This window comes from Rhodococcus sp. P4_B6, from assembly GCF_056402215.1.
Map to the genome: position 1 here is coordinate 1 of NZ_JBFUHV010000226.1, position 11,744 is coordinate 11,744.

The window sequence follows — 11,744 nt, forward strand, 5'->3', positions numbered from 1 at the left end:
CCGTAATCCACCTCCTTCCACTGCGAGAAACGCACTGAAATTATGAATTGAGGGCCCGTCGCAGCACGGATTGCCGAAACTATTTCAGCAGGATATGCGGCGCGGTCGGCTAGGGTTTCACCGCCGTATTCATCGGTTCGCCTATTCGTTTCATGCCACAAAAATAGATCCAACAGGTAGCCATGAGCGCAATGCAATTCAATCCCGTGTGCGCCGAGACGCTGGGCGATAAGAGCACTCTCGACATATGCATTTTTGGTATCCTCAAGGTCCTGCTTCGACATTGCAACACCGTTGGTACGGCCCTCCTGGATCAACCCTGATGGGCTCCATGCAGGATGGTCCGGATGTGGATTCTCGATACCGTCGACAACCAGTCGCAGGGCGCCTGGATGCCACAGCTGCATCAACAAGACTACGTCGCCGGTACTGAGGACCTCACGGACGACATGTCCCCATTCCTTGATGGTGTCACGGCCGAGAATGCTGAACGCCGGCTGCCAGTATCCCGCCGGATGGTCTGGTGCGGCCCCCTCGGAAATGATTATTCCCGGGCCCCGTTCAGCGGTCGAGCGCAGCGTATCTGCCATGCCCACAGTTGGCTTGTAACCACGCGAGCCACGCTGCATGGCAGGAAGAAGAAACCTGTTACGGACCGTCGTGGTATTGATTCGAAGAGGCGAAAACAGTAGATCGTCTGTATCTTTCAACACATCTTCTTCGGCATAGTTCGTCTGCATCTGACCGCCTTACGGTTGGAAATCGAGTCACCGAAGACGTTAAGTCCGTCACAGTTGGGTGACAATTAGGAACTTTTTGGTGCCTACTAACGCCACGCAGTGTGCCGAGCGGTCGGTTTCGTTCGGCAGCGTGATCAAAGAGGTCCGCAGACGGTCGATCGCGCCATGAGGTTCGGCAACATCGCGCGAGTCGATCGAGTATTCGACGATCTGATTTGAGTACAGATCATCAACGATGCTTAGGTAGTGATTCGCGCTCATTCGGATTGTCCTACTGAGACATCGGCGACTGCGCGACTTGTGCCCTCAAATTCTCGCAGCGGTTGGGTCAAGTCCCGTGAGGTGGTGTACGACATCGTCGCGTGATTCCTCGTCTGGGTGGTTATGCGGTCAGCGCCGCTTGAGTCACCTCATGCGTGGGTTCGGTGGCGGTRCCGTCGGGGTGGACACCGCGGGAGCGGGCCAGCACGTCGAGGTAGCCCTCGGCGTTTACCCCGACCGCCACCAGGCGTGCACGTTCACCACCCGACCGTTCTCGCGGACCTTCAGGACCAGGGCGTCGGCTGCGACGAACGGGTACGGGCCTGCATCCAACGGTCGGCTGCGGAACGCCTCGACCTGGGCGTCGAGGTCCTTCGCCATCACGGACACCTGCGACTTGGACAGGCTGGTGATGCCAAGGGAATCGACGAGCTTCTCCATCCGGCGAGTGGAGAACAGGGGGCCACCACCGAGGTCAGGGCCTTCTCGGCGCGTTTTGCGGCGCTGCAGCAACCAGTCCGGGAATTACGAACCGGAGCGCAGCTTGGGGATCGCGACGTCGAGTGAGCCGGCACGGGTGTCGAAGTCGCGGGGCCGACCACGAGCGCGCCGTTGGATGAAGTCTCCGGTCGAACCTAGAAGGGGTTCGGGTGGGGCACCCCGGCAACGGTCATAGTCAGGCGAAGCGCATCCCAGGCCGATGAGGGTACTTCGCTGGGTCTATCTCGCACCAACTGCCGCGCCGGGCATGGGCGCGAGCTTGGTGGCCTCGGCGACGGCGGAGCTCCAACTGAACTCGTTGTTGTCGCTGAAGTAGTAGTAGGTGGCGCCGTTCGGCATCATCGCGACCGTGATGCCGCCGTACCCCGACATGAACGGTACGTAGAAGGGGCTGGTGGAGGCGGGGTTGTCGGCGGAGGTGAACTCCTGGCCCCAGAAGCCGTTCTGGTACTTCATGGGCTTGGCGCCGGTGGTGGTCATGCCCCGGTCCTCCGGGTCGCGTTGCATGGTGGCCGTGAGCAGTGCCGGGTCGAGTATCTGCGTGCCGTTGACGGCGCCGTGGTCGTTGTTGAGGAACTTGGCGAACCGGGCGACGGAGTCCTGCGTCCAGAACATGCCGTACCCGCCGAAGGGTGCTCCGCCGGGGCTGTTGTCGGTGCGGGAGGAGACGAGCGAGTCGGGCCGACGCCGACGGGTTCGAGCACGTCGTCGCGGAGCATGTCGAAGATGTCGGCGTCCGAACCGGCCTTGTCCTGCAGGTAGTTGTTCATCGCGCGGGTGGCGAGGAAGGTGTCCGAGGTGTGGTAGACCCACTGGCTGCCGGGGCCGGCCTTACGCGGGAAGGACAGGGCCAGTCGCATCTTGTCGGCGTAGGGCTCGGCTGCGAAGAAGTCCGCCATGGTGGGGCCCGCTTCGTCGGTCTCGTAGCCGTGCGAGGTGTAGTTCCCGGTGGCCATGTCGAGAGTCTGGTCGAGGGTGACGCCGCTCCAGGCGGTGTTGCCGGCGGTCTCGGGGATTCGGTCGGAGAGCCTCTCCTGGGCGACGACAGGGCCGTAGCGCTTCGCCAGCCGCAGCATGGCTGTTCCCGCGAACGCCGACTTCGCGGTCGAGTACGAAGGCAACAGCATCTGGCCGCAGAACGGGTACTCCCCTTGCCGGGTCCGACAGTTGCCCACATAGTGCACTCCGCCGAAGTAGAAGCCGAAGGTGCTCAGCGCGGACGGCGTGATGCCGGCGCTGAACTTCGCTACGTCCACCCCACTGTTCGGGTAGTCGGTGGCCAGCGCCGAGATGGGCTTGGTCGGGAGCCGGTCCCCGACCTCGGAGGCGTACGCGTCGCGCAGGTTCTCGGCGCCGTCGACGGGGCCGGGCCGGTAGTCGGCCGGTACCTGGCCCCACATGTCGAGCTGGAAGTATTCGCAGGTCTCCGTGGTGATCTGGTAGCGGATTTCGGAGACCGATGTGGCGTCGAAGAGGAACATCAGGGCGCCGTTGTGCACGCAGTTCGCGTTGCGCTCGACGAGCGCGAACGGCAGTGAGGCTCGGGTGCGTTCGCCGTCGCCGTCCTCGTTCCACGCGCGGCCGGGGCCCACCGCCAGGTTCCACGCCTGGTTCCCCGTGTACTGCAACCAGCGCGAGGTGGCTGCCGTTCTGCACGAGGGCGATGTCGACCGGTGGCAGGTGCCGGGTGGCCGCCGTGTCTCCGTATCCGTACGGGTCTTTCAGTACGCGGAAGCCGCCGGTGGTGGGTAGACCGTTGAGGGTGAGGGTGCCTTCGAAGCTGTGGGTGGGTGGTGCTGCCTGGGCGGGCAGTGCGAAGGCGCCGTCGGGACCGTGTCCGTGGCGGCGCCCTCGGTGAGTTGGCCGGCGGTGAGTTCGGTCCGGTTCACCGCACCGCTTCCGGTGAGCGGATCGCCCGGTACGGGCACGGCTTCGGCGGGCGCCGCGATCGTCGGTGGCGAGACGGTGCACAGCGCCGCGAGCGCGACGGTAACGACGATGGCACGGCTCAGCCGTCGGGCATAGAAGGGTCTTGGCATGGTGCGTTTCCTCTCGGGCCGGAAACAGATACGGATATCGCCGCATCCTGGGGCCCGCCGGGGCCGCCGTCCAATGCCTGTCCGGTCTGATCAGGCTGCCCGCCAGGTATACGTCCAGCTCATCCGCGGGCGGTGACCTGAGGCCCGTACTGCTCGACGCAGAAGCGCGACAGCCCCGTGGCGAAGGTCTCGATGCTGCGCAGCGCATAGTGGCTGGGGTCCCACGCGGCGTGCAGATGGATCTGCAGCGGCTCGCCCGCGCCGTCGAGGATCAGCAGCGGGTGCAGGTCGAAGCGGGGATCGTCGGAGACCACCGCAATTCCGTGGCCCGACGCCGCCATGGCCTGGGCGACGTGCGGAGTGTCGCATTCCAGCACGATGTCGTACGAGGCGTCTGCGTCCTGCACCGCATGGTCCAGGACGCGTCGGGTGCTGTGCGCCGGGGTGAGGACGATGAGGGGCGCCGCGGCGAGTTCCCCGATCGTGACGTCGTCGCGGTCCGCCCAGGCGTGGTCGGCCCGCACATAGGCCCACAGCGGCAGACGTGCCACGGGCAGCCCGGCGAAACGGCGCCTCGGAGGCGCCGTGGAAATGGCTACGTCGGCGCCCCTCCCCAGTGCCTGGTACGCACGAGCCGGGCTCTCCGCCTGCACCGTGACGAGCGGATCCTCCGGTCCCCAGGTGGACAGGAACGGTGCGATCACGTCCGTGATGGTGGTGGGCGGCGCCGCCACGGTGATCCGCATGGCGCGACCGGAAGCAAGTGCTCCGGCTGCGGCCTCGGCGGCGTCCGCTCGGGCGACCAGATCTCGGGCCAACGGAAGGAAGCGCCGGCCGGCGGCGGTCAGGATCAGCTGTTTGCCGCCGCGGTCGAAGAGCGTCATGCCCAACGACGCCTCCAGGCCGCGCAGTTGGCGCGACAGCGAGGGCTGGGCGACGCGGACCTCCTCGGCGGCCTTGGTGACAGAACCGGTATCCACGATGGTCAGGAAGTACCGCAGAACCCGCAGTTCCATTGGCAGTGGCCTTTCGGAAGATAGAGGAGACATGGCACTTGCATGCCTCAAAGGCATGAAAGTCAGTCCTTGAAAGTATTTGAAATTATAGGTGACGACGCCCACACTTGTCTCACCTTCTACCCCGCCGCGGAGGCCCAGGCCCCCGGCACCTGAACCACCATCAACTGCTCCCGCTAGAGCCCTATCTTCGATTGGCTGGTGTTCCCCGCATGGCCCGCCCCTTGCCCCTGATCCTCGCCCAGGCGCCCGGCCGCCCGGCCGACGACATCGCAGGCTTCACCTCAGACGTGGAGCGGCGCATGAAGCTTCGCGCACCAGGCGCCCTCGTCGTCTACCCCGAGCTACACCTCGGCGAGAGCGCTCCAGGCGTTCCGGTCGCGCCGGAGAAGGCCGCCGAGCCGCTCGACGGCAAACGGGACGCTGCCCTCGCCGAACTCGCGGGCGACTTGGGCATCTGGCTGGTACCCGGCAGCGTCTACGAACGCGGCGCCGACGGTCGCGTCCATAACACGGCAGCCGTCTACTCGCCGCAGGGCGAACGCCTCGCCGCGTACCGCAAGATCTGCCCGTGGCGCCCCTACGAGACGACCGCACCCGGCAACCGATTCGAGGTCGTCGACCTCGCCGGAGTCGGCCGTATCGGACTGTCCATCTGCTACGACACCTGGTTCCCGGAGGTCTCCCGCCATCTGGCCTGGATGGGCGCAGAGTTGATCGTCAACGTGGTCCGCACCCCGACGAGCGACCGCACGCAGGAAATCGTCCTCAGCCGCGCCAACGCCATCACCAACCAGGTCTTCGTCGCCAGCGTCAACTCTGCCGCCCCGTCCGGGATCGGCCGCAGCCTCGTCGTCGACCCACAGGGAACCGTGCGCGCCGAAACCGTCGATGCCGGCGACTCCACCCTCACCGACGTGATCGACCTCGACGAGGTCAGCAACGTCCGCCGCTACGGCACCGCCGGCCTCAACCGCGTCTGGGACCAGTTCCGACCCGGTGACGCGCCCCTCGAACTCCCGCTGTACGGGGGCCGTATCGACCCCGCCACCTGGAACGCCGCCCACACCACCGAGGAGCCACGATGAACGGCGAGACACAGACAACTGGGAACACCATGAGACTGAAAGGCGACCTGAGCCTCTTCTCCGTCATCCTGTTCGGCCTGGCCTACATCTCCCCCGGCATCGTCGTCACGATCTTCGGAGTGGTCGCCGCCACCAGCGGCGGCGTGGCCCCGACGGCGTTCGCCGTCGCCACCCTCGCGATGGTGCTCACCGGGCTGAGTTACGCAAAGATGGCGCGCGCCGTGCCCGGTTCCGGGTCGGTCTACACCTACGCCCGCAAGATGCTCGACAGCCGCATCGGTTTCCTGTCCGGCTGGGCGATGCTGCTCGACTACTTCTTCATCCCGATGGTCGGCTGGCTGGTCACGGCGATCTACTTCAACGCCCAGTTCCCTGACATACCCAAGTGGGTCTGGCTGATCGTCTCGGTGGGCATCACCACCGCCATCAACGCCTTCGGCATGAAACTCGCGGACCGCGTCAACAAGGTCCTGATGTTCATCGCCCTGGGGTCGCTGGTCCTCTTCGCCACCCTGTGTGTCGTCTTCCTCGGCAAACACGGCTCCTCCGCACCCGCCACGCACGCCCTGTGGAACTCCGGCACTTCGATCGGCGCGGTCACTGCAGCCGCCGCCATCGCCGCGTACTCCTTCCTCGGCTTCGACGCCCTCTCCACGCTGGGCGAGGAGGCCAGGGGCGGGGCGAGGACGATCGGCAGAGGCATCGTCGGGTGCGTCATCGCCGCCGGCGCGATCTTCTTCGTGCTGTCCTTCGTGATGCAACTCGTCCACCCGGGTGCGATTTTCGCCGACGTCGACGCTGCCGCCTACCATCTGAAGGTCCAGGTCGGTGGCGAGACGTACGCCGAGATCATCAACTTCGTCACCATCGCCGGATCCATTGCCTCCTGCATCGCCCTGCAGGCGTCCGCCGCCCGCCTCATGTACGTCATGGGACGCGACGGCGTACTGCCCAAGGCCGTCTTCGGCAGGCTGTCGGCGAAGACCGGCACCCCGGTCAACAACCTGCTGTTGACCGCGGCCGCCGGTGTCATCGCCATGAAACTCGACCTGACCACAGCCACCTCGTTCATCAACTTCGGCGCTTTCCTCGGCTTCGCCGTGGTCAACGTCTGCGTGATCGCCCACCTGGTCCGAGAGCACAGACACGGTCGCACCCTCAACCTCTTCTCGTACCTGGTGATGCCGGTCATCGGCGGCGCCGTCTCCGTCTATCTGCTCACGAGGCTCGGTGACGTCGCTCTCCAAATCGGCGGCGTATGGTTGGCGATCGGCATTGTCTATCTGGCCGTTCTGACCAAGGGCTTCCGCCGGCCCGCACCGGAAATGACCTTCGACGACGACACCGTGGCCACAGACAGAGTCACCGCGTAGCTCCCCTCCCACGCCCGGGGGCATCGTGCGGTATCGCGACGCCGTCACCGGCCGGGTGAGGCGCGGCCGTACCCTGGGTCGTGGAGCAGGAACAGCGGTCCTGACGTGCCCGGTCGTGCCACGTGCCGCGCCCCAGGGCACGCAGCAAGCGTTTGTCGCATGACACTTCATCAACGTCTTTCGTCCAGTAGGAGCGATCGGACAAGCCGATCGCGCCTGGAAAGCGATTCGATTTTGCCCCGAAGCGGATAGGTAACTCATGCTGGGGCATGGGTTCTCGTGAGCAGCGTCGCAAGCCGAAGCCGCATCCGTCCGATCTGACCAATGCGCAGTGGGAGTGGATCGCACCGATGGGGGTGATGATCCAGCCCAGAATTCCCAGTCCTAGCAGGTGTCAGTCCTTTTCCGCGGCACCCCTGTCAACGGTGCGGCGGCTGCGACCTCCGACATCTGGCAACCGCGACGAATTCGACCGCATTCTTGCGGGAGGTCGACCATCGGAGCTCCGACCTCTGAACTCCGGGCCGAAGGTCAAGTCCCAGGGCGTGGTGTACGACGGTCGTCGCGTGACTCCTCGTGGGGTTATGCGGTCAGAGCCGCCGGCGTCACCTCCTCGGTAGGTTCGGGTGTTGCGTGGGTGCCGCGAGACCGAGCCAGCACGTCGAGGCCGAGGTAGCGGCGGCCTTCGATCCACTCGTCATGCTGCTCGGCGAGTACCGCGCCGACGAGCCGAATCAGGGCGGTGCGATCGGGGAAGATCCCGACCACGTCGGTTCTGCGCCGGATTTCCTTGTTGAGCCGTTCCTGAGGATTGTTCGACCAGATCTGCCGCCAGATCTGCTTCGGGAAGGCCGTGAAGGCGAGGAGGTCTGCCCGCGCGGAGTCGAGATGATCGGCTACCGTTGGCAGCTTCTCCGACAAGGCGTCGATCACCCGATCATATTGAGCATGAACAGAATCGACGTCCGGCTGGTCGTAAACGGAGTGCAGGAGCGCACGCACCCAGGGCCACGAATTCTTCGGCGTCTGGGACATGAGATTGGTCGAATAATGCGTCCGGCACCTTTGCCAAGCGGCCCCGGGCAGGGAGGCGCCGATCGCCGACACGAGGCCGGCGTGGGCGTCGGAGGTCACCAACCGCACCCCGGACAGGCCGCGGGCCACCAGCGACCGGAAGAACGCCAACCACCCGGCCCCGTCCTCGGCGGAGGTGACCTCGATTCCCAGGATTTCCCGGTAACCCTCGGCGTTCACTCCGACCGCGACCAGGGCGTGCACGTTCACCACCCGCCCGTTCTCCCGGACCTTGAGGACGAGGGCGTCGGCGGCGACGAACGTGTACGGGCCGGCGTCGAGCGGCCGGCTGCGGAACGCCTCCACCTGGGCGTCGAGGTCCTTCGCCATCACCGACACCTGGGATTTCGACAGTGAGGTGATACCGAGCGAGTCGACGAGTTTTTCCATCCGTCGGGTCGAGACACCGAGCAGGTAGCAGGTGGCCACCACCGACGTCAGGGCGCGTTCGGCACGCTTGCGGCGCTGCAGTAACCAGTCCGGAAAGTACGAGCCGGACCGCAGCTTGGGGATCGCCACGTCGAGGGTTCCGGCGCGGGTGTCGAAGTCCCGATAACGGTAGCCGTTCCGGGAGTTGGTGCGGTTCTCCGAGCGTTCACCGAAACCGGCGCCGCACAGGCTGTCGGCCTCGGCGCCCATCAGCGCATCGATGAACGTGGACAACAGGCTGCGCAGCAGGTCGGGGCTGGCGTCGGTGAGGCGGTCGGTCAGGAACTGGTGCAGGTCGATATCGTGGGCACTGGTCATCGCGTGGTCCTTCATCGAGTGACTTTGGTCGGTCTCTCGAAGAGTCACGCGATGGCCACCTTCGTTGGCTACGACACGCCGGTCAGATCCGAATCCGGTCCGTACACCACTCTGCTGGACGCAACCTTGATTGATTCCGGCGTCTGCGCGCTCAACAGAACAAGTACGCGTGCAGCATGCAGCCCGAGAACTGGCAGGGACGATCGAGGACGCGTCGCTTCGTGACCAAGTCCGCGAGAACCGGTCGTGAGTCAGCTGAGGATGCGGGCCTTCCGTGCCCCGCGCAACCAGTCCGGGTACTCGCTGAGGAGCAACTCGTACAGCGCAGCGTCGCTGAGCGTGTCGATGATCTCGACCGAACAGATCGACCGTTCCCTTCCGGCGCCGGTCACCTCGACCGTCGTGGTTGCCGTGTCGATCGGGCTGTTCGCCCCGCGAGTCAGAGAGGTCATCGTGTGTGTCGGCGCCCGAGGTGGGGCCGAGTCCTTTCCTCGTCAACTGGTATGGCGCAGAACCGGCTGTCACCGGGTCGAATTCATGCCAGACGTCCGATACTCCATCGTGGCGGAAGCAGCCTGCACGGCCAACCCGAAATATCCGTGACCGACGCCCGAACTCTGCACGGATGGCATCAGTTCGGATCCCACGGCGATCGTTCGAGACTGTTGAGCTCATCGAGAACCTGATCGACGGCGGTGGTCGGGATACGGAAGTCTTTGCCCTCCGAAGCCCGGAGTCGGTCGCGTACATAGGCGAGCATGGCGAATTCACGTTCGAGGTCTTCTGTGGTTCGGTCACTCACGGTCTCATCCTGCCCTGGGGTGGGCGGCAAAACTGTGCCACCCGGTGACGTCGAGACAATGGCTGGCGGTGTGCAGGTGCGAGCGTTCTCCTTCGGGGGACATGCCGTTTCCACTGGTAGATGGACCATTCGACCGGACGGGCCGTGGTGCCGGGGCCCGTACCCTTTGTCCCATGTCCGCAAGCACCGGAAACCCAGCGCCGACGAGACGCTGCCGTCTGGCCACCGGCGGCATCTCAGCGGATCCACACCTCATCACGCCGGCGGCGCGCACCGGAACGGACATCGAGCTACGGGTCCACACGTCCATCACACCGTTCGACGTCACGCGCACCGGGAACTTGGCGCACTTCCGGCCGGATACGGCGGACACCCAGAGTCATGACGCGATCACGGGAATGGCTTCGCTGTCCCGGCCGCCGCGATCTGGCATTCCTCAGACGCAGGGCACACCAAAATCCTTTTTCCGACTGTGTCATTCACGTAAATGCACATCATGTACCCGCGGCCTGCGCACACCGCAGGCACACCTAGGATCGGCGGAGGGGTGCAGTCGCCTCCCACATTGCTACCGGAGGTGACCGATGAGCTTCCCCGTCGAGCGTGACCGTGCCGCTCACACACGGATCGGTGGCCGATGACCGTCGACCTGTCCAAGGCGGCCGCGACACCGTCGCCGCACCATGCTCCGATCAACCCGTACGCGGTAATCGCTCTCGTCGCCGCACTGCTCGGGTTGTTCCCCGTGGCGATCGTCTTCGGCATTCTCGCGTTCTGGCGACCGGCCGGGCGGGCCATCGCGGTCGCGGCACTCATCCTGGGGATCCTGGAGGCACTTGCCGCCGGGACGATCCTGTATTCGGCTGGGACCTCCCTCTCGGACGCGGTCACGGACTCGTCGCCGGCCACCAGTTATTCCCTCCCCTCGGCGCAGGCCCAGGCCCTCACGCCGGCTTCCGCGGTCCCGCCCGCCCTCGTTCCCCCCACTGCGGCGACCACCGAACCCGAGCCCGAAGCCACCACCACCGTCGACGAGCCCGAGCCCACCACCTCCCCCACGGTCAACGGGGACTGCGACACATCCGTCGACAACCACGCCACCTCCGCCGACGGCACCTTCCTCAAATGCACCTACGCCGGATCCACCCGCCCACACTGGGTGAGGTCCGTGCCGATCATCGGCCAAGCCGCCGAAGGCGAGAGCTGCAACCCCGCCGCCACCGGGATCGCGATCTCCCCCGAAGGCCAGGATCTGTTCTGCGTCAGCAACGGTCGCACCGGGACCGGTACCTGGGCACCCGGACCCTGACAACTGGCGGCGCCGGCGGCCTGTGCCGGATCCACTCCCTGGCCGCACGCCACACAACAACGACAGGAGCGTGTCGGGTGGTCGCAGTCGACGAAACGGATTTCGGCATCGACACGGTCGAACGCACCAACGTGTGCGCGATCGTCGCACTGTTCTGCGCCCTGACGGGCTTGTTCATTCCAGCCTTGGTGTTCGGTGCGATCGGCTACGTCGAGACCGGCGGACGCGAATATGAAACCGGATCCGGTCTCGCCGTTGCCGCTCTGATCCTTGGTGCCATCGAACTCACCGCCGTCGTGGTGGCCGCCGTTGTTGTTCTTGTTTCCCTGCACTGAACCGAATGCCCGGCTGGTCAACGACGTACGTCGACGAGTGTCTGAGCGTTCCCCGAAGCGCCCGGCAGCTTCACCGCCTCTCACGGGACAGCCATCCCACTGGTGCAGATCACAAGGCGAATCAGACCCATCCCGCGGCGTCGCGACGACTGCAARTCCGCCACACCGACGACTGCAGTACGAACCGGAGACATCACCCCACCACTGCGCAACGGCCTGTGCCTGGGCTTTCCTCGCACGCGCTCGGCGCCTCAGCGCAGGCCCCGCCGTGCGGTGTGGGCCGGTGGTTATCGTCCTTCGACCAGTTTGCCGTCGACACGCCGCGAGACCAACGGCTCGGCGCCGAGTCTGCGGTCGATGTGGATGAGGGTGACCTGTGTGATCGCCGCTGCGAGCGAGCTTTCGAACGCCGCGCGGGCGTGGGCTGCGCACCGGCTCACCGAACCCTTCTCATAGAGC

13 protein-coding genes and 2 pseudogenes are annotated in these 11,744 nt (G+C 65.5%); 5 read left to right on the top strand and 10 right to left on the bottom strand.

The annotated features are described in order from the left end of the window. The 7 genes and pseudogenes from AC1DWT_RS45625 to AC1DWT_RS45655 form a co-directional block, all read right to left on the bottom strand. Positions 1-740: oxidoreductase (locus tag AC1DWT_RS45625; RefSeq protein ID WP_477925791.1), on the bottom strand; the 740-nt coding region annotated here is incomplete at its 3' end. A gap of 48 nt (positions 741-788) precedes the next feature. After that, entirely contained in the window at positions 789-1,001 is a 213-nt protein-coding gene (locus tag AC1DWT_RS45630; RefSeq protein WP_317571304.1) for a hypothetical protein, read from the bottom strand. Between the two features lie 202 nt (positions 1,002-1,203). Next, a pseudogene (locus AC1DWT_RS45635) lies at positions 1,204-1,598 on the bottom strand (transposase); the annotation flags it as partial. A 123-nt stretch (positions 1,599-1,721) separates the two neighbouring features. Further along, the gene (locus tag AC1DWT_RS45640) at positions 1,722-1,982 is read right to left on the bottom strand and encodes a hypothetical protein (RefSeq protein ID WP_477925792.1); all 261 of its coding nucleotides are present in this window, start codon (positions 1,980-1,982) and stop codon (positions 1,722-1,724) included. Beyond that, the gene (locus tag AC1DWT_RS45645) at positions 1,979-3,130 is read right to left on the bottom strand and encodes a serine hydrolase domain-containing protein (protein ID WP_477925793.1); all 1,152 of its coding nucleotides are present in this window, start codon (positions 3,128-3,130) and stop codon (positions 1,979-1,981) included. The genes AC1DWT_RS45640 and AC1DWT_RS45645 overlap by 4 nt, the downstream gene beginning before the upstream one ends. Before the next feature lie 93 nt (positions 3,131-3,223). Beyond that, a complete protein-coding gene (locus AC1DWT_RS45650) occupies positions 3,224-3,541 on the bottom strand; it encodes a hypothetical protein (protein WP_477925794.1) in 318 nt (105 codons plus the stop codon). A gap of 119 nt (positions 3,542-3,660) precedes the next feature. Continuing rightward, positions 3,661-4,557, bottom strand: a complete 897-nt coding sequence (locus tag AC1DWT_RS45655) for a LysR family transcriptional regulator (protein ID WP_477925795.1) — start codon at positions 4,555-4,557, stop codon at positions 3,661-3,663. A 212-nt stretch (positions 4,558-4,769) separates the two neighbouring features. Here AC1DWT_RS45655 and AC1DWT_RS45660 point away from each other — a divergent pair, with 212 nt between their 5' ends. Beyond that, positions 4,770-5,645, top strand: coding sequence for a carbon-nitrogen hydrolase family protein (locus AC1DWT_RS45660; protein WP_477925796.1), 876 nt, complete (start codon positions 4,770-4,772; stop codon positions 5,643-5,645). Continuing rightward, positions 5,642-7,018 carry an APC family permease gene (locus tag AC1DWT_RS45665; protein WP_477925797.1) on the top strand — a complete coding sequence of 459 codons (1,377 nt, stop codon included), beginning with the start codon at positions 5,642-5,644 and terminating at the stop codon, positions 7,016-7,018. The genes AC1DWT_RS45660 and AC1DWT_RS45665 overlap by 4 nt, the downstream gene beginning before the upstream one ends. A 582-nt stretch (positions 7,019-7,600) precedes the next feature. On the opposite strand, the gene AC1DWT_RS45670 is transcribed toward AC1DWT_RS45665, so the two are convergent. The 3 genes from AC1DWT_RS45670 to AC1DWT_RS45680 all read right to left on the bottom strand — a co-directional run bounded on the left by AC1DWT_RS45670 (position 7,601) and on the right by AC1DWT_RS45680 (position 9,641). Further along, a complete protein-coding gene (locus AC1DWT_RS45670) occupies positions 7,601-8,839 on the bottom strand; it encodes an IS256 family transposase (RefSeq protein WP_477925798.1) in 1,239 nt (412 codons plus the stop codon). A gap of 251 nt (positions 8,840-9,090) precedes the next feature. Then, a complete protein-coding gene (locus tag AC1DWT_RS45675) occupies positions 9,091-9,291 on the bottom strand; it encodes a hypothetical protein (RefSeq protein ID WP_477925799.1) in 201 nt (66 codons plus the stop codon). Between the two features lie 179 nt (positions 9,292-9,470). Further along, positions 9,471-9,641: a hypothetical protein gene (locus AC1DWT_RS45680; RefSeq protein ID WP_477925800.1), complete on the bottom strand. Its 171-nt coding sequence runs from the start codon at positions 9,639-9,641 to the stop codon at positions 9,471-9,473. A 173-nt stretch (positions 9,642-9,814) separates the two neighbouring features. Here AC1DWT_RS45680 and AC1DWT_RS45685 point away from each other — a divergent pair. The 3 genes and pseudogenes from AC1DWT_RS45685 to AC1DWT_RS45695 form a co-directional block, all read left to right on the top strand. Continuing rightward, positions 9,815-9,967, top strand: a pseudogene (locus AC1DWT_RS45685) (N-formylglutamate amidohydrolase); the annotation flags it as partial. A gap of 311 nt (positions 9,968-10,278) precedes the next feature. Beyond that, positions 10,279-10,950, top strand: coding sequence for a DUF4190 domain-containing protein (locus tag AC1DWT_RS45690; protein ID WP_477925801.1), 672 nt, complete (start codon positions 10,279-10,281; stop codon positions 10,948-10,950). Between the two features lie 77 nt (positions 10,951-11,027). Continuing rightward, positions 11,028-11,285 carry a hypothetical protein gene (locus tag AC1DWT_RS45695; protein ID WP_477925802.1) on the top strand — a complete coding sequence of 86 codons (258 nt, stop codon included), beginning with the start codon at positions 11,028-11,030 and terminating at the stop codon, positions 11,283-11,285. The last annotated feature ends 459 nt before the right edge of the window (positions 11,286-11,744 follow it).